The sequence below is a fragment of the Streptomyces sp. NPDC054786 genome (assembly GCF_053611685.1).
Genome location: NZ_JBSHAW010000028.1, coordinates 52,071 through 69,283, shown reverse-complemented (window position 1 = coordinate 69,283; position 17,213 = coordinate 52,071). Strand labels below are relative to the sequence as shown.

13 protein-coding genes and 1 pseudogene are annotated in these 17,213 nt (G+C 69.2%); 11 read left to right on the top strand and 3 right to left on the bottom strand.

What is annotated here, in order from left to right:
• Positions 1 to 358 precede the first annotated feature (358 nt).
• Positions 359 to 604: a hypothetical protein gene (locus ACWGI6_RS23700; RefSeq protein ID WP_453269369.1), complete on the top strand. Its 246-nt coding sequence runs from the start codon at positions 359 to 361 to the stop codon at positions 602 to 604.
• Here ACWGI6_RS23700 and ACWGI6_RS23695 read toward each other — a convergent pair.
• Positions 578 to 1,114, bottom strand: a complete 537-nt coding sequence (locus ACWGI6_RS23695; RefSeq protein ID WP_453269368.1) for a phosphate-starvation-inducible PsiE family protein — start codon at positions 1,112 to 1,114, stop codon at positions 578 to 580. The genes ACWGI6_RS23700 and ACWGI6_RS23695 overlap by 27 nt on opposite strands.
• A gap of 30 nt (positions 1,115 to 1,144) precedes the next feature.
• Here ACWGI6_RS23695 and ACWGI6_RS23690 point away from each other — a divergent pair, with 30 nt between their 5' ends.
• Together ACWGI6_RS23690 and ACWGI6_RS23685 are read left to right on the top strand one after the other, a co-directional pair.
• Entirely contained in the window at positions 1,145 to 1,363 is a 219-nt protein-coding gene (locus ACWGI6_RS23690) for a hypothetical protein (RefSeq protein ID WP_453269367.1), read from the top strand.
• A 1,603-nt stretch (positions 1,364 to 2,966) separates the two neighbouring features.
• Positions 2,967 to 4,835, top strand: coding sequence for a virginiamycin B lyase family protein (locus ACWGI6_RS23685; RefSeq protein ID WP_453269366.1), 1,869 nt, complete (start codon positions 2,967 to 2,969; stop codon positions 4,833 to 4,835).
• 997 nt (positions 4,836 to 5,832) lie between these two features.
• On the opposite strand, the gene ACWGI6_RS23680 is transcribed toward ACWGI6_RS23685, so the two are convergent.
• The gene (locus ACWGI6_RS23680) at positions 5,833 to 6,327 is read right to left on the bottom strand and encodes a TetR/AcrR family transcriptional regulator (protein ID WP_453269424.1); all 495 of its coding nucleotides are present in this window, start codon (positions 6,325 to 6,327) and stop codon (positions 5,833 to 5,835) included.
• Positions 6,328 to 6,468: 141 nt separating this feature from the next.
• On the opposite strand from ACWGI6_RS23680, the gene ACWGI6_RS23675 reads away from it, so the two are divergent.
• The 8 genes and pseudogenes from ACWGI6_RS23675 to ACWGI6_RS23640 all read left to right on the top strand — a co-directional run bounded on the left by ACWGI6_RS23675 (position 6,469) and on the right by ACWGI6_RS23640 (position 15,215).
• Positions 6,469 to 7,440 carry an SDR family NAD(P)-dependent oxidoreductase gene (locus ACWGI6_RS23675; protein ID WP_453269365.1) on the top strand — a complete coding sequence of 324 codons (972 nt, stop codon included), beginning with the start codon at positions 6,469 to 6,471 and terminating at the stop codon, positions 7,438 to 7,440.
• Between the two features lie 295 nt (positions 7,441 to 7,735).
• Complete coding sequence (locus tag ACWGI6_RS23670) at positions 7,736 to 8,326, top strand: transposase family protein (protein WP_453269364.1); 591 nt, start codon at positions 7,736 to 7,738, stop codon at positions 8,324 to 8,326.
• Between the two features lie 2,116 nt (positions 8,327 to 10,442).
• Positions 10,443 to 11,099, top strand: coding sequence for a YeeE/YedE family protein (locus ACWGI6_RS23665; RefSeq protein WP_168482275.1), 657 nt, complete (start codon positions 10,443 to 10,445; stop codon positions 11,097 to 11,099).
• Complete coding sequence (locus ACWGI6_RS23660) at positions 11,099 to 11,515, top strand: YeeE/YedE thiosulfate transporter family protein (protein ID WP_109893874.1); 417 nt, start codon at positions 11,099 to 11,101, stop codon at positions 11,513 to 11,515. Before ACWGI6_RS23665 ends, ACWGI6_RS23660 begins: the two co-directional genes overlap by 1 nt.
• 249 nt (positions 11,516 to 11,764) lie before the next feature.
• A pseudogene (locus ACWGI6_RS23655) lies at positions 11,765 to 12,070 on the top strand (transposase); the annotation flags it as partial.
• 319 nt (positions 12,071 to 12,389) lie between these two features.
• Positions 12,390 to 13,673: a bifunctional 3-oxoadipate enol-lactonase/4-carboxymuconolactone decarboxylase PcaDC gene (gene pcaDC, locus ACWGI6_RS23650; RefSeq protein WP_453269363.1), complete on the top strand. Its 1,284-nt coding sequence runs from the start codon at positions 12,390 to 12,392 to the stop codon at positions 13,671 to 13,673.
• Positions 13,674 to 13,755: 82 nt separating this feature from the next.
• Positions 13,756 to 14,397, top strand: a complete 642-nt coding sequence (locus ACWGI6_RS23645; protein WP_453269362.1) for an MBL fold metallo-hydrolase — start codon at positions 13,756 to 13,758, stop codon at positions 14,395 to 14,397.
• A 38-nt stretch (positions 14,398 to 14,435) separates the two neighbouring features.
• Entirely contained in the window at positions 14,436 to 15,215 is a 780-nt protein-coding gene (locus tag ACWGI6_RS23640) for an exodeoxyribonuclease III (protein ID WP_453269361.1), read from the top strand.
• Between the two features lie 110 nt (positions 15,216 to 15,325).
• Here the strand turns inward: ACWGI6_RS23640 and ACWGI6_RS23635 are convergent, their stop codons facing one another.
• Positions 15,326 to 17,137: an SGNH/GDSL hydrolase family protein gene (locus ACWGI6_RS23635; protein ID WP_453269360.1), complete on the bottom strand. Its 1,812-nt coding sequence runs from the start codon at positions 17,135 to 17,137 to the stop codon at positions 15,326 to 15,328.
• Positions 17,138 to 17,213 lie beyond the last annotated feature (76 nt).

The window sequence follows — 17,213 nt, the reverse complement described above, 5'->3', positions numbered from 1 at the left end:
CTCACTCGTTCATTTGGCGGGTGCCCCCACCCATGCCGGGCCGTGGCACAACGGCAATGCTCATGATGTCTCCCTTTCGGTGAGAGGTAACCGCCTGATCCAGCTTCGGAGAGTCTCCGGGGACCTGCACGCCCACCGCTCTGGACGGGTGCGACGTGGAGGACGCACCAGGCACAGGTTCTGGACCCGGCGGACATCCAGGACACGGTGCTGCGGCAACGGCCCGCGCCCTACACCGGCGCCTGCTTCCTGCTACGCATCGACGACCCGGCGGACGGCCGCCGCATGCTGCGGCGCCTGGCACCTCAGGTGGCCACAGCGGCCAACTGGTGGAACCCCGGAGCGGGCCTGGCTGAACGTGGCCCTGAGCTGTTCCGGGCTGCGTGCCCTGGGCGTTCGCGAGTCATCACTGGAGAGCTTTCCGGCGGAGTTCCGCGAAGGGATGGCGCTCAAGGGGTTCGGCCGGGTGGCGATGCTCATGGAGAGCCACGTCCTGCGGGCCGACAGTCGTTGGGACGTCGGCTCTGCTCGCGAGGAGCAGTGGGTGCGGGCGGCCGTCGAGGCGGAAGGTGACGGATCAGGACCCGCGCACCGGGGTGGATGACGGCGCCGGAGACGGGGAGCGCCCCGCCTCCTGGAGCGGGAAATAGTCTCCCGGCCGCGTCGAGCGCCGCCACACGTACGCCGCTGTCGCCATCACGAGGATCAGCCCCGCCAGGATCAGCAGTTCGATCCCCTCGACGTTCCACCGGAAGGACTTCTCCGCCTCGGCCGTCACGATGAGCACCTTGCGGATGCCGGCAATCAGGCCGACGACGAAGAAAGGCTCCGCGTCGAGGATCTGGTTCCTGATGGTGAGGCGGACGGTGTGGAGCAGCTCGGCCACGATGAAAAGCACAAGGCCGTTGTCCAGGGCGGCGAGAACGACCGTATCCTCGCGGTACGGCCCCTGGATCGTCCTGATGACGTCGTGGACGACCCCGACGGTCAGGAGCCCCGCGAGCAGTACGAGGAGCGCTGCGACGACGAGGTGGATGCCGTCCTCGATGAGTTGCAGGAGGCCCTGTACCCGGCCGCCCTCGATCTTCGGGAGAATGGGTCTCACAGTCAGCATGCTAGGGGTGCGGCGGCCCGAAGGCGCGGCGTGCTGCCGAACGGGTGCCGCCGCATCGCCGGGGGCATGCGCCGGCAGGCGGACGACGTGACGGCGCCCCTGGTGGCCGACGATCCGGTCGACGTGTCCGGCGTGGCCGAAATCGTCGGCACCCGTCTGGAGGACGGCCACTGGGACATCGGCGTCTTCCTCACCCGACCTGCCGAGCCGGATGGAGCGCGACCCGGTCAGCACCGAGGTCGACCCTGAGCACAGGGTCGCACTGATCTCACTGCTCGCCCTCGGCTCCCGGCGTCTGCGGCGCCGGGTGCGGCAGGCGGTGGCCGGCGTCGTCAGGCAACAGACCGCGCAGGACGAAGAGCCGCCGGCTTCCCGCGTCGTCGGCCGTCCGGCACCCGGGGAGATTCCAGGCGCGAGCGCCCCGCGGTGTGGGGGCCGGGCGGCCACGTCACCTGGTCCTGGGCAGGGTGTGCGCCAACCCCCTGGGCGGCGGTGCACGAGCCTGTCCCGCACCCTGGCGGGCGTCTTCGCCGCCACCTTCAACGCCCCGCTGGCCGAGGGGGGAGCTCCGGGAGGCGTCCCATCGTGAGGCTGCCCTCCCTCGTACTACGGGATCTGTACTCAGCGCGGCATCAGAGAGCACAGGTGGATGTGCCGGTACAGGTGCAGTCGGCCTTCGGCCGTTGGCTCTCGCCGCCGGTCGGCAAGGGCGCGAGGACGGGCGCGGGATCGTCGAGACCGAGACGCACGGCAAGGCGGCCGAGGTCGGACCGTTCGTCTCCGAAGATGGTGGGTCGGAGAGAGGAGACCGGGGCCGGCTGAAGCCGTGCCCCGTGCGCGAGCGCGGTGTCCCGCCCTGCACACAAAGACGGCGCCGGCGGCGCGAGTTCCCTGTTCGCTTCCGTGCGCCCCCGCGCTGCGGCTGCTGTGCTGGGAGCATGGGTGGGTGCTGTCCCGGGTCGGGGTCCGACTCATGAGAACTCTGACCGGGGTGTCTTACTCATGCTGCGTCGACCGCTGACCGGGGATGGTGCGTTGCCGGCACCGGGCCGGCCGGGTGTGTCCCGATAGGGGCCCGGGGACGGGCCCGGTGGGCCGTCTTTTCCCGACACCAGCCAACCTCAGCCGGGTGCCGGCACCCGGCAAGACAGCCGTCGTCTATGCCGAGCCTTCCAGGCGGACGGGCCGGATGTCGCGTGGGCTAATCGATCGGCGGGACGCTTGGCCGGTTACGCGGAGCGGGCGGAGCCGGGCGCCGGCGGCCCGCTCCATGGCTCCCGCCTCGGCGGGAGCCGCGGTCAGGGTGTGGCGGCGTGCTGCGGCGAGAAGGCTTCGACCGTGACGTGGCCGTCGAGTCGGCCGCCTGTCAGGTTCGTCCTCCTTCACGGTCGGCGGCTCCATCTCTCGCCTCGTCCCCCTGCTCAGCTCCACGTTCCGGGCCACCTTGCGCGCCAGTTCGTCCTCTCCAACGACGTGCCCGGGTGGGGCTGTGTGTTGGTCCGTCCGGGTGATAGTCGGGTCAATACGGTGGTGTTTTATTGGCCATTTCGGGTTAATGGTGGTGACCGTTTTCCGGTGGGTTGCCCATCTCTCCGGGGAGAGATGGGCAACCCCTGCGGTGCGCCGGTGCGCCGGTGCGTGGTACGTGTCGGTGTGTCCTCTCTCTGTCCCGGTGTGCAAGCGGTGATCCGGTTCGCGTATTCCGGCGCTGTACGACGCGGGGCCCCGGTGGGAGTTCTTGGGCGGCCCTCTCAGCTGAGAGAGGTTTGTCATGAAGTCGACTACGGGTTGGTTGGGAGCCCCGGCGGTAGCCGGCGGGGTTCGGCCGGTTGTACCGGCCGGTGGATCTGCGGTGGCCGCTGTGCGGGGGCTTGTGGCCGCGCCGTTCAGTGCGGCGTTCTCCACGGTGACGATCCCGGCGGGCACGAGCCCGCTGGCGGTGGCCGTGGCGCCGAACGGCAACGTCTACGTCGGCAACGCCAATTCCAACAACGTCACGGTGATCAGCAGCACCACGAACACCGTCCTGGCCACCGTCCCCGTCGGCTCAGGCCCGGCCATGATTGCGGTGGCGGCGAACGGCAACGTCTACGTCACCAACCAGAGCTCGAACACCGTGACGGTGATCAGCAGCGCCACGAACACCGTCCTGGCCACCGTCCCCGTCGGCGGGGGCCCGTTCGCACTGGCGGTGGCGCCGAACGGCAACGTCTACGTCGCCAACAGCACTTCGAACAACGCGACGGTGATCAGCAGCGCCACGAACACGGTCCTGGCCACCGTCCCCGTCGGCGCGGTCCCCGACGCGGTGGCGGTGGCGGCGAACGGCAACGTCTACGTCGCCAACCGGAACGCGAACACCGTGACCGTGATCAGCAGCGCCACGAACACCGTCCTGACCACCCTCCCCACCGGTGGTTTCCCGGGCGCGGCGGCGGTGGCGCAGAACGGCAACGTCTACATCGCCAACCAGACCTCGAACAACGTGACGGTCATCGACAGCGCCACGAACACCGTCCTGGCCACCGTCCCCGCCGGCACGGTCCCGGGAGTGATTGCGGTGGCGCCGAACGGCAACGTCTACGTCACCAACACCGTTTCGAACAACGTGACGGTGATCGACAGCGCCACGAACACGGTCCTGGCCACCGTCCCCACCGGCGGGGGCCCGTTCGGGGTGGCGGTGGCGCCGACCGGCAACGTCTACGTCGGCAACAGCAGTTCCAACAACGTGACGGTGATCAGCAGCGCCACGAACACGGTCCTGGCCACCGTCCCCGTCGGCGCGTTCCCGTTCTCGGTGGCGGCGGCGCCGAACAGCAACGTCTACGTCACCAACGCCAATTCGGCCAACGTGACGGAGATCTCGCCGTTGACGGTGACGACCTCCCCTGCGGCGCCGGTGTGCGGGCAACCGGTGACGTTCAACATTTCCGGGGGGACTCCGAACGGGACAGCGGTGGTGAACTTCGGGGACAGCAGCCCCACGGTCACCGTCCCCCTGGACGCCACCGGGAGCGGGCAGACCACCCACACCTACACCGCCGGTACGTTCACCGCGACCGTGAACGGCAACCCCACCTCCGTCACCGTGAGCCCCAACCCCACAACGACGACGCTGTCGGTGACGCCGAACCCCTCCACCTGCGGGCAGAGCGCGACCGTGTGCGCCACCATCACCCCGGCACCAACCACCACCACAGTGCCGACCGGCACGGTCACCTTCACCCTCCCCAACAGCCAGACCCAGATGGTCCCCGTCAACGCATCAGGGCAGGCCTGCTTCACCACCACCGCCCTGACCACCGGCACCCTCACCGCCGTCTACAGCGGTGACAGCTGTTTCACCGGCTCCAACGCCAGCACCCCCGTCACCGTGAACCCCACCCCCACAACGCTGACCGCGCAGCCAGGCACGATCCGGCTCCGGCTGACCCCGCTGCCCGAGTTCTACATCCCCACCCTCAGCGCCACCCTGACGACCACCTCGGGGATGCCGGTGGCCGGTCAGCCGGTGACCTTCACCGCCACCACGCTCTTCGGCCCGGTCAGCCTCGGCACCGCCGTCACCGACGCCAACGGCACCGCCACCATCCACAACGCCATCGTCCCCGTCTTCGCCATCGCCACCCCCTTCTACACCGCCACCTTCCCCGGCAACGCCTGCTACAACGCCGCCACCGCCCACGGCATCCTGCTGTTCATCCCCCTCCCGGGCTGATCTCGCCGGCTCCGAAACCCCACGTCGCCTGGTCTGCTGCGACGGGAGGAACACACCGTGGCCCAACTGGACGAGCCGCCCGACCAGTCGAGGGGGTTGGCGACACGCGTGGATTCCAGAGGCGGGGCTCCGGCCGTGAGGGCGGCTCCTGCATCGGCACGGTGATCGGCAGACCACGGCGCAGGAAGGGGGCAGAACAACCCGACTCCGCGCTCGCGAGCTGCGCTCGGAGGGTGCCCCAGGTGTTCTGACCACACCGTTCGCCGGTCAGAACATCCAGGCCCAGACCGGCACCGTCTCCATCGCCGCGGTCGGCCTGGCAAACACTCTGAGCGACCAGAAGATGTCTCCCACGTGTCAAAAGGCTGTGGAGGACACGCTCAAGCAGGCGCTCAAGGACAGTGCACTGGACCAGAAGTGGCGGTACATCAGCGGCACTTGCACCACCCCCTCACCCATACCCAGCACGGCCCCTGCCAGGGGCGTGCTGTACGTCGAGCGTCGCCGTCCCGGCCGGGGCCTGGCGGCCGGTGAGGAACAGCGGGCCATGGGTGCGGCGGGCAGTGAGGCGGGCAGCAACTGGCGGTGCCTGACTGACAGTGAATCCACTCAATCGCCCCGCCAGAACGTCTTTTCCCGCAGTGCGACGTCCAGACGCCACAGGGCGGCGGTCCAGTTCTCCGCGAGGGCCTTGGTGCGGTCCGGCGGGGCCGGCCGCCGCAGCCCACGAGGCGCCCTGCTGAGGCGAGTTGCACACCCGGTCCGGCGGAGCCACTGTCCCCGACCTGCGGATTCCGGCTCCTTGATCGGCTACACCACCCGGCGGGACGCCATCGAGGATCGTCGGGTGACGGGGGATCGGTGCCAGTTCTGGCCGGGTGGGCGGACCTGCCGAGTCGGCCGATTCGGCCTCCACGGGCGGCTCTGCCGTCGCCGTCCGAGAGACCGCGGGCCTACGAGGCGGCCGGGCTCTCTCCCGCGGCTTCGGTAAGCGTCTTCAGCGCACCAGGAGATCGATGGCGACCTTCAGTCGTTCGAGGTAGAACTCCCGTGATGCTGCCTGATGCTTGAGGCCGATCGATGCGCTGATCATCGTCTGTGCGACAGGGCGGGCCGCCTCTCGTCCTGACTCGACGGCGATCGCTTGTGTGATCAGTTCCTCGAAACGTCGCGGCGTGGTCTCGGCGATCTCTCCGAGGAGGTCGGGGTTGTCCTCAATGACCACTGAGACATCGCGCGTCAACGGGCCGATATATCGGCCCGCCCACTGGTCGAACGCTTCGGCGAGACGCTCTGGAAGGGGTCGGCCGGTGTCGGCCAAGACGTGTTCGACCGCTGTGATGTCCCGCTCCAGGGCCTGGGTGACCGCGGCACGGAACAGAGTCTCCTTCGAGGAGAAGAGGAAGTAGAGCCCGGGCCGGGAGATGTGCGCCGCCCGAGCCACCTCCTCCATCGAGGTCTTCCGATAACCGAATCGCGCGAACGTGACCATGGCGGAGTCCAGAACCATGGTCCGACGGTCGGTATCGGCGACTGCCGACGGCGGGTGGTCAACATCGGGACTGCTCATGGCACGAGCATACGAGCAGGAACCATACTATACAAATCAAGTCTAGTACGTATAGTCGCCGCCATGACTACTCGCGAACCCATCTCCACGCCCTTCACCGCCTCCAGTACCGCGGACGAGGTATTGCGGGACATCGACCTCACCGGCGTCCGCGCGATCGTGACGGGAGCTTCCTCCGGAATCGGGATCGAGACGGCTCGTGTGCTGACCGCTGCCGGGGCGGAGGTAACGCTCGCCGTCCGGAACACGACTGCGGGTGACGCCGTCGCTGAGACGATCACGAAGTCGACCGGAGGGATCCGGCCCCGGGTCGCCCGGCTCGACCTTGCCGACAGGACCGCCGTCACGCGCTTTGTTGACGCGTGGGGCGGCCCGCTTCACCTGCTGATCAACAACGCGGGCGTGGTCACTGGTGGCCTCGAACGAACACGTGAGGGCTGGGAGCTGCAATTCGCGACGAACCATCTCGGTCACTTCGCTCTGGCCGCCGGCCTTCATGATGCGCTGGCCCTGGGAGCGGCCGACCGCGACGGAGCACGGATCGTCTCGGTCAGTTCGACGGCGCACATGCGTTCTGGCATCGACTTCGACGACCTCCACTTCGAGCGTCGCAGCTACGACCCGCAGATTGCCTACGCCCAGTCGAAGACGGCGAACTCTCTCTTCGCCGTCGAGGCGACTCGCCTCTGGGCGTCCGACGGCATCGTCGCCAATGCGGTGAACCCCGGCGGTGTCGCGACCGGACTGCAGCGGAACTTCACAACGCAACAGAAGGAGTCGCTCGATGCGGCCGAAGCCGCCGGAGTCTTCACGTACAAAACGGTCGAGCAGGGGGCCGCCACCAGCATCGTCGCGGCCGTCGCCCCGGAGTTCGCTCACTCAGGAGGCCATTACCTCGACGATTCACAAGAGGCATACACCGTGCCGAACGACGCCGACCTCGCGCAGCACCCGCACGGTGTCAAGGAATGGGCGCTCGATCCCGCCACCGCCAAGCGCCTCTGGACGGTCTCGACCGACCTGCTCCGCGTCTGACCTCTCGGCGCCACAGCAAGCGGTCCCTTGACCAGGTGGTCCAGCAGGAGTAACTGAACCGGTATCCCCAAGATCGCCGATCCAACGTCAAAACCCGGTCGGTCCCTCTCCGAGGGCCCGGTGCGGGACCCCGCCTTCGGCGCGACCGAGATGCTGGCCAGCGCGGCTCAACACGCTGAACTTGACAGAGGAGTAGGCGCAGGCGTGGTCGGTTCACCCGGTTCGGCAACGAGAGACGCGACCCCTGATGATCAAGGTTGTCGAAGCCTTTGATCACGAACAGGGTCGCGTTCGCGTGCCATCCTCCCTGATCGGTGTCCTGCAGCGCCACTGCGCGGACACTGATTCCACCTGCCCGGAACCGGAATCGTCACAGCTGGCCTGCCTGGCGGACGTGTTGGGCCGGCTGCCCGATCCCCGCCGTGTCCGGGGCCGCCGCTACCGCCTGGGCTCCCTGCTCGCGCTGTGTTTGGTCGCCGTCCTCGGCGGAGCCACGTCCCTGGCCGCCATCGCCCGCTTCGCCACCGCCACCGACTCCGACCTGCGCGAACAACTCGGACTGACCTCCAGCACACCCAACGCCTCCACGCTGGGAAGGCTCCTGGCCCGCCTGGACGGCGACGCCCTCGACGACGCCGTGGGTGCCTGGCTCGCCCGCTACGTCGCCGACCCGGTCGACGAACCCGGCGACACGCTGGTCGGTCTGGCCGTCGACGGCAAGGCCGTGCGCGGATCCCGCACCGACGGCACCACTGTCCATCTGCTAGCCGCCGCGCTCCACGCATGCCAGACCGTGATCGCCCAGCGCCAGATCGCCGCGAAGAGCAACGAAATCCCTGCCTTCGCTCCAGGCCCGCACCACCGCGGCCGGACACGGCCGCCGTGAGATCCGCCGTCTTAAGGTCTGCACCGTCTGGCCAGGTCTGCTCTTCCCGCACGCGGTCCAGGCCATGGAGATCAAGCGCCGCCGCACCCACCGCAAGACCGGCAAGGTCGAGACGAAGACCGTCTACGCGATCACCAGCCTGCCGCCCGAGCAGGCCGGCCCGCCACAACTCGCCGAACTCGCCCAGAATCACTGGTCGGTTGAGGCCCTGCACCACATCCGAGACGTCACCTACGGTGAGGACGCCGAATATGCACCGGCACCACACCCCGAGCCATGGCCACCCTGCGCAACCTCGCCATCGGACTCATGCGCCAAGCAGGCTGGACCAACATCGCCGCCGCAGCCGATCACTACAGGTCACGACCCCAGCACGCTACCGCCATGCTCCGACTCACAGCCTGAGAACGCATCGACCCTGCCGGGCGTCCCAGTGGCAGTGGCACACGGGCTGCCGTCAGTAGCGAATCCCTCAGAGGCCGTCGGATGGCACCGGCGGCCAGGATATTCGCCCTCTCGCACGCGTCCACGACGGTCTGCCCGGCATTCACGTCGGCGACGCGCGACTGGCAGTTTTCCATCCGGAGCATCATCTCTACATCCGGAGCATCATGGCGCTCCGCCATTCTTCGGTGCAGCGGGTCCGCAGAAAGTGGATGAGGATGAGGTCATCAGAAGAAGCGGATGCTGTTACGCAGAGCGCCTATGACGTTCGTCGCGAGACGCGAGTGTCGGTGCTGGCTCCGTGCTCGGCGTCACTTGGCACCCCGGAGTTCTGAAATCGGGGTTCTCATGGCCCAACAATCCACGCCTTGGGCTCAAGGGACCGAAAGCAAGCATACTCGGATGATTACCTCAGGCCGGGCTTTTGGCCCAATCGATGAGCCGAGCCCACCAGCCGCCCCTCGACCGGCCCGGTGGACTCCCCGGGGCACCAGGAGCGCGTGTGCGTCGCGACGACTCGCCCTGTCGGGCTGGTGCCGATCCCGTTCGAGTCGCCGCCTTTACTGGGCGCGCACGCTTGCGTTCCGCAGGCTCACACATGCACCGCTGGGCGTTTGGTACGCCCATGAGTACTTGGTCCACATGCCTCCCGCAACCCTCAAAGGTCAACTTCCGGCACGACGGACACACAGCACGTTGGCACACGATTGCCTCCTTGGTTCTTCGCTTGAGATCCACGATATTCACGCCATCACCACAAGGAACTCCAGAATTTACAACTCCTTCAGAAGCAGCTTCCTTGCGTCGGCGTGGGCCGTCCTCATGAAGCCGAATCACGATCCAAGTTACCTCGCCGGCGGTCATAAAAATCCGGACATGAGGGGCAGGCGCCGCATATCCGTCGCGGAGAGTGTCTCACTAAGTGGTGCCAGGTGACCTGTTTGAAAAAATTCCCAGAGTTGCTCGGGACACCGAAACAATGGTTGCATCTCGCCCGGTCGAGGGAGGAAGGCGCAGCGCCTTCTGTCACTGATCGCCACCGCATTGCTTTTCAGGCCGTCGACCGGGCCAGCGTGGGCAAATCGAGAACAGTAACCGCTCTCCCCCAACGGGTGGTACGCCAGTCAGGAGGGAGCAACGTGGGTTGCTCACACGCCGCAGGATGCCCCCTTTTCCCCCTACTTAAGGCGAGCTTGCAAGGCTGGCGCGAGTACTACTGCGACAGCGCAGATCAATGGCTCGGCTGTGCCCGCTACCAGATGTCACTCACCGGCGAGCGCGTGCCGATCAGCCTGCTGCCCAACGGAGCCAGCGCGCGACACCTCGAAAGGCCGACCGAGGCGGGCCGATCCAGCGTCACCAGCGCGGCGGCCGCCCCTCGACAGTCCCCGCCGCCACGACCCACTCCGGGGTCACCGGAGCCCGCGTCCTGGCCTCAGCCGGCACCGACCCAGCCACATGAGCAGTCACAGTCGGGGCCTGGAACCGCGGCACCGGAAGCCATGGCCCAGTTCGGAGCCACACCTCCACCAGCAGATGTCTGGCATGACCGGCCGTCACCGCCCCCACAGGTCGGCCGACCTTCAGACAGACTCGCTCGACAATCACGGCACGCGCCCGCCCCGAAGCGCGGCTGGTGGGCTCGTTTTGCCGATTGGATGAGAGGACCCGCATGAGTACCTACTGGCCCTGGTGGGCGGGCGCTATCGGGCTCGCTCTGGTCACCATCAACCACACCCTCATTACTGATCGGTCTCTCGGGGTGTCGGCCGCGTGGGATCGCGTGCTGCACTGGCGTCGCGAACGCGAGCTCGAACGGATGGACGAGGAGTTCGCCGACGATCAAGCTCTGGCCGAGGCGCTTGCCGCAGCCACAGCGGAGCACTTCGGCACCGGCACCGGCGCGTCCACCGTGCCGCAGGCTCCGCACGAGAAGTCGCAGCCACTGGAAGCCGACACCGAATCGGCAGCGAGTGAGCGTCCGGCAGCCACGAGCCTGCGCCCGGCCCCGCTGGTCACTCAGGCTGCCCTGCTGATGTCGATCCTCCTCGGTGGGTTCATCGCCGCGGTCGCCTCCGGGCGGTTCCACCTTCGCTTCGACATGGGCCCCGGTTTTCGGGACCTGGTCACCGCCGATTCGACCACCATGGTCGCCATGCTGTTCGTGGGAGGTGTTCTGGTCGGCTTCGGCACTCGGCTGGCCGGTGGGTGCAGCTCCGGCCACGGACTCAGCGGCTGCGGCCGGCTGCGGCCGGTCAGCCTCGTCGCGACCGCCGTGTTCTTCGGCACCGCCGTCGCGGTGTCGTTCCTGCTGTGGAAGGTGATCTGATGCGTACTCGGGGCGCGATTCTGCTGGCCAACATCATCACCGGACTAGCTCTCGGTTACACCGTCACCAACATCGGTTTCGGCGACTTCGCTGAGCTGAACCGCATGTTCACCTTCCAGGACCTGCGCATGTTCCTCTCCTTCGCGGGTGCTGTGGTGATCCTCGTGTGCGCGTTCGCTCTGCTGCGGGTCCGCCGCACCCCGGGACGCATCCACGCCGGCGTGATCCCCGGTGCGGTGTTGTTCGGTACGGGCTGGGCGATCTCAGGCGGGTGCCCGGCAATCCCGATCATCCAGGTCGCCAGCGGATACCTACCTGCCCTGATCACCATCGTCGGCGTCATCGTCGGTATCCGGTTGTGCCGCTGGGCCAACGCCCGGTACTTCCACCTCGACCGCGGCTCCTGCGGGCTGTAACCCAGCACCCCACACCGACACGAGCCATGCAGCTTGGGTCTCTCACTTTGGCGATCCCCCGACGGCCTCCGGCAGCCCGTGCACATCTGACAACGTGATCAAGCCCAACCGGAAGCGCAGCTCGTACAGAGTAAGTACGCGACGATACGGCTCTCCCTCGTGCCCGTGCTCGGCACCAAGCGACTGGAGGTGCTCGGCCCGCGCCACGTCCCGTTGTTCCTCGCCGACGTGGCCCGCAATTCCTCCGCGGCGACGGCCAAGATGCTCACCGCGGCCGGCGTAACTCCGCGCATGCTGATAGCGCTGTGCGGGGTCAGTCCGATCGAGCGTTCCTCGGGCAGCCGGCAGCACCGTCGCCTCAACCGCGGCGGCGACCGGCAGGCCAACGCCGCCTTCCACCGGATCGTGCAGACCCGCCTGCGCTTCGACCCGCGCACCCAGGACTACTTTGAGCGCCGCACCAAGGAGGGCAAGACCCGACGCGAGATCGTCCGATGCCTCAAACGCTACGCCGCCCGCGAGGTGTTCCACCTGGTCAGGCCCACACAGTCATGACCCCCGTCATAGGGGCTGTTGTGAGATGTGAGAGCGTGCAGGGCGTGAGCGAGATACCGACGCGCACTCTCCAGCACCGCCTTGATGGGCCAGAAGACGCCCCAGCCCTGATCACGAGCAAGGCACCGCATCCGTCCAGCGGATCATGGTGAGCTACGGCGGGCCGGGTCACCCGGTCTTCTACGCCGTCTCGGCCATAAGGCTCTGACCTGCGCTTACCCCGCTTCGGGCGCGGCCGGCGGCCACGCTCCGGCCTCTCGTGGCGGCTCGTCCTGACCCGGGCGTCAGAACCGCGTCAGAGAGCCGGTAGCGTGGCCGGGTGAGTGAGAAGACCCTGCAGCACCGGATTGATGGTCCAGACGACGCCCCCGTACTCGTACTGGGCGCCGCTCTGGGTACCACATGGCACATGTGGGACCGGCAGATCCCCGAGCTGACCCGCCACTGGCGCGTCATCCGATTCGACCTGCCCGGACACGGCGGCTCGCCCGCCCACGCGGCGGCCTCCATCGCCGAGCTGGCCGACCGGCTGGTGGCCACCCTCGACGGCCTGGGCGTGGACCGCTTCGGTTACGCCGGCTGCAACATCGGCGGTGCCATCGGCATTCAGCTGGCGCTCACCCGCCCGCACCAGGTGACCTCGCTGGCCCTGGTGTCCACGTCTCCGCGCTACGGCACCGCCGACGCCTGGCGCCAGCGCGGCGTGGTCATCCGTACGAACGGGCTGGACCCGATCGCCCGCACCGCGCCCGAGCACTGGTTCACCCAGGGCTTCGCCGGTGCCCAGCCCGCGATCGTCGAATGGGCCGTCCAAATGGTGCGGACCACCGACCCCGGCTGCTACATCGCTGCCTGCGAGGCGCTGGCGTCCTTCGACGTACGGTCCTCGCTCGGCCGGATCGGCGTCCCCACGCTCGCCGTCGTCGGCTCCGAGGACCAGGTCACCCCGACCACCGACGCCCGCAGCCTCGTCGCCGGCATTCCCGACGCGAGTCTGGCGCTGGTGCCCGGCACCTCTCACCTCGCGCCCGTCGAGCAGCCCTCGGCCGTCACCGAACTCCTCATCCGGCACTTCTCCACGGCCTGGCACGACAAGCCCGGCCCCGGTGGTCAGAGCGCCATCGGCGCCGCGGCCCCCAAGCCGCAGATCGCGCCTGCGCCGCCCCCGTCGGGACCGCCCGCCGCCATAGAGTCCGGCCTCGCCCAGCCGGAGCAGGCCCGCGGCGCCACGTACGAAGCGGGCGTCAAGGTCCGCCGTGAGGTCCTCGGCGACGCCCATGTCGACCGGGTCGAGGCCGCCGCCGACGACTTCACCGGCGACTTCCACGACTTCATCACCCGCTACGCCTGGGGCGAGACCTGGACCCGGCCGGGCCTGGACCGCCGTACCCGCAGCGTCATCACGCTCACCGCGCTGGTCGCCCGCGGCCACCACGACGAGCTGGCGCTGCACACCCGCGCGGCCCTGCGCAACGGCCTCACCCCCACGGAGATCAAGGAAGTACTGCTGCACACCGCCGTCTACTGCGGTGTCCCGGCAGCGAACTCCGCCTTCGCGGTCGCCCAGCGGGTGATACGCGAGGAGACGACGCCGGAGGCCTGAGGGGCGCCGGCGGGTGGCACGGGCGTGCCGCGGCGCAGGGGCACGACGCACCCACCGAGGCCCGCCACGGCAAGATGGCTTCATGGAACTCACCAAGAAGACCCATGCGTGTGTCCGGCTGGAGAAGGACGGGCGGACGCTCGTCATCGACCCCGGTGTCTTCAGCGAGGAGGACGCGGCCGTCGGTGCGGACGCGATCCTGATCACCCATGAGCACATGGACCACTTCAACGAGGAGCGGCTGCGGGCGGGCATGGAAGCCAGTCCGGCGGCCGAGATCTGGACGCTGGCCAGCGTCGCCGAGCTGCTCGCGGGCGCGTTCCCCGGCCGGGTGCACACGGTCGGTGAGGGGGACACCTTCACCGCCGCCGGCTTCGATGTGGAGGTCCACGGCCAGCTGCACGCCGTCATCCACGCCGACATCCCGCGCATCACCAACGTCGGTTACCTCATCGACGGCGGCACGGTCTTCCACCCGGGCGACGCCCTCACGGTCCCGGAGGACCGTACGGTCGACACCCTGCTGCTGCCCGTCCACGCCCCCTGGAACAAGGTCGCCGAGATCATCGACTATGTGCGCGAGGTCGCGCCGCGACGAGCCATCGACATCCACGACAGCCTGCTCCAGGACCACGCCCGCCCGCTCTACGACGCCATGATCGACAAGCTGGCCGGTACCGATCACGGCCGTCTCACCCCGGGCCACCGCACCGCACTCGGCTGAGGGTCCGACTGTCAGTACCGCGCTGTAGGTTTACAGGCATGCGCATCGCGACCTGGAACGTCAATTCGATCACCGCCCGCCTCCCGAGGCTGCTGGCCTGGCTGGAGAGCACCGGCACGGACGTGCTGTGCATCCAGGAAACCAAGTGCAGCGCCGAGCAGTTCCCGTACGACGAGCTGCGCGCGCTCGGCTACGAAGCCGCGGTCAACGCCGACGGCCGGTGGAACGGTGTGGCCCTGCTGTCCAAGGTGGGGCTCGACGACGTCGTCCTGGGCCTCCCCGGGGGACCGGACTACGACGGGGTGCAGGAGCCGAGGGCCGTCTCGGCGACCTGCGGCCCGGCCCGTGTGTGGTCGGTGTACGTCCCCAACGGCCGCGAGGTCGACCATGCGCACTACGCCTACAAGCTCGGCTGGTTCGAGGCGCTGAAGACGGCGGTCGCCGAGGACGCCGCGGGCTCCCGCCCGTTCGCGATCCTCGGCGACTACAACGTCGCACCCACGGACGAGGACGTCTGGGACCCGGCCGTCTTCGTGGGCTCCACCCATGTCACGCCCGCCGAGCGCGCCGCCCTGACCGCCCTCCGTGAGGCGGGCCTGTCGGACGTCGTGCCGCGCCCCCTCAAGTACGACCGCCCCTACACCTACTGGGACTACCGCCAGCTCGCCTTCCCCAAGAACCGCGGTATGCGCATCGACCTCGTCTACGGCAACGAGCCGTTCGCCAAGGCCGTCTCGGACGCCTATGTGGACCGCGAGGAGCGCAAGGGCAAGGGCGCCTCGGACCACGCCCCGGTCGTCGTGGACCTCGACGTCTAGGACGACCTGAACGAACGGGACCCGTGGGGCCCGCTCCCGCCGGCCCGCGGGAAAGGCCCCACAGCGGACGTCAGCTCCGCCGGCCCGTGGGTAGGGCACCGGAGCGGATGTCAGCTCCGCCCCGGCACCAGCGCCCGCAGGTCCACCGCGTCTCCGAGCGCCTGGAGGCCCGCGTCGCCGGGGTGGAGGTGGTCGCCGCTGTCGTAGGCGGGCAGCATCCGCTGGGGCCGCCGCGGATCGCGGAGCACGGCGTCGAAGTCCAGCGTCGCATCGAAGACGGCGCCGGCGTTGTCGCGTACGAAGGCGTTGACGGCCTGCCGGCGGGCCTCCACGGCCGGGGTGCAGTCGGGGTAGCCCTCACAGGGCGCGACGGTCGCCACCACGACCCGCAGCCCCCGCTCGTGCGCCCGCCGCGCGAGGGCCCGCAGACCGGCGACGACCTCGTCGGCCGAGGTCCCCCAGCGCACATCGTTGATGCCCTCGAACACCACCACCGTCCGCGCCGAGGGCTGCGCCAGCACATCGCGCTCCAGCCGGTGCTGGGCGCTCACCCCGCCGGTGTCCGTGCTGACCCCGTCGCCCTGATAGCGGTCGGTGACGATGCGGTTCGCCGAGATGCCCTGGTTGAGCACCCCGTAGCGGGGCAGCGTGTGCTGCGCCTGGAAGCGGCGGGCCAGCACATCGGGCCAGCGGCGGTTGGTGCCGCTCGTCGACTTCACCCCGTCGGTGATCGAATCGCCCAGCGCCACGACCGAGCCGGGACCGCCCTCGACGTCGACGCCCGTCAGGAATGGCCAGATGGTCATCGTCTCGGGGTATGCCGCGCCCCCGGTGTCCGTGGTGCGGTCCCCGCTGCCCGCGGCGCTCAGATACGACAGCTGGGCCGCCTCCTGGTGCACCGGCGCCGCCGTCACCGTCCCCGGCAGATGGATGCTCACCAGCAGATCGGTGCCGGTCGGGACCGTGAAGCCGACGGGATCGCTGAACGCCTCGGCCCCGGCCGGTATGCGGACCCCGGTATGTCCCTTCCCGAAGGTCAGGGGCACCGGCGGGTGTGCCGCCGCCGCCCCCGCGCCCCGCACCGCGATGCTGGTCGCCCCGATGTCCACCGGCGTGGCGGCGAAGGTGTTGGCGATCCGTATGCGCGCCCGCGGCCCGCCCGCGCTGCTGTGCACCACCAGCCGCAGCGTCCGGTCGGTCCAGGGCCCGACCGCCCGGTAGCCCGCCGTGCTCGCCGCCCAACTCCCGGTCCTGCCGCGCCCGGTGTCCCGTACGGACACCGCGAACACATGCAGCGCGCCGGCCGCCCCGGTCGTCTCCGGCAGTACCACCGAGCTCACCTCCCGCCCCGCTCGCAGGGCGACGGTCACCGCATACAGCCGCGCCGCCCCGGGTGACTGCCCGCCCGGACCGTTGATATGCGGCAGCGCCACCGCCTTGGTGCTCAGCGGCCCCGACCGCCAGTCAGGAGCGGTGAGTTCATAGGTGCTGTGCGACCCGTCCCCGTAGTGCACGGTGCCGGTGCCGAAGGCCTCCCCGCCCGTCGCGGCGACCAGGAAGGTGAGCGCCTCGCCCCGGCCGGGTACCGCCACCGGCTGGCCGGCCGCCACCACGTTGTCCGGCGCTCCGGGCGCGGTGTGCGGCAGGCGGAGCCGGGCACCGTCGAGCGTCAGTACGCGCCCGGGGGACCAGCCGGCCGCCGCCAGGTCCTGAGCGGACAGCGAATGGCCCGCCCCGTCGAAATCGGCCGCGTCGGGCCGGGAGTTGTCACTGACCGCCCGATTGTCGAAGAGCTTCGCCAAGGGCAGCGGCCGGTGCGGTCCGTGCACCGCGGCGGCCGTCGCGGTTCCGGCATCGGTGGCCGGCAGTGCGGTCGCGGCGAGCAGCAGGGTCAGGGCGGTGCCCCATCGTCGTACACGCATCGGTCCGTATCCCTCCGGGTGGCGCCAACGGGCAGGTGTGAACTGCGTTCCAGGCCGGTCCCGCGAGGGGCAGGGG

What these genes read in the sequence shown, in the direction of transcription:
- ACWGI6_RS23680 (WP_453269424.1), bottom strand. Translation starts at nt 6,327, where the DNA reads ATGGTCACGTTCGCGCGATTCGGTTATCGGAAGACCTCGATGGAGGAG.
- ACWGI6_RS23640 (WP_453269361.1), top strand. Translation starts at nt 14,436, where the DNA reads ATGCGCATCGCGACCTGGAACGTCAATTCGATCACCGCCCGCCTCCCG.
- ACWGI6_RS23635 (WP_453269360.1), bottom strand. Translation starts at nt 17,137, where the DNA reads ATGCGTGTACGACGATGGGGCACCGCCCTGACCCTGCTGCTCGCCGCG.
- ACWGI6_RS23665 (WP_168482275.1), top strand. Translation starts at nt 10,443, where the DNA reads ATGAGTACCTACTGGCCCTGGTGGGCGGGCGCTATCGGGCTCGCTCTG.
- ACWGI6_RS23645 (WP_453269362.1), top strand. Translation starts at nt 13,756, where the DNA reads ATGGAACTCACCAAGAAGACCCATGCGTGTGTCCGGCTGGAGAAGGAC.
- ACWGI6_RS23660 (WP_109893874.1), top strand. Translation starts at nt 11,099, where the DNA reads ATGCGTACTCGGGGCGCGATTCTGCTGGCCAACATCATCACCGGACTA.
- ACWGI6_RS23675 (WP_453269365.1), top strand. Translation starts at nt 6,469, where the DNA reads ATGACTACTCGCGAACCCATCTCCACGCCCTTCACCGCCTCCAGTACC.
- ACWGI6_RS23695 (WP_453269368.1), bottom strand. Translation starts at nt 1,114, where the DNA reads ATGCTGACTGTGAGACCCATTCTCCCGAAGATCGAGGGCGGCCGGGTA.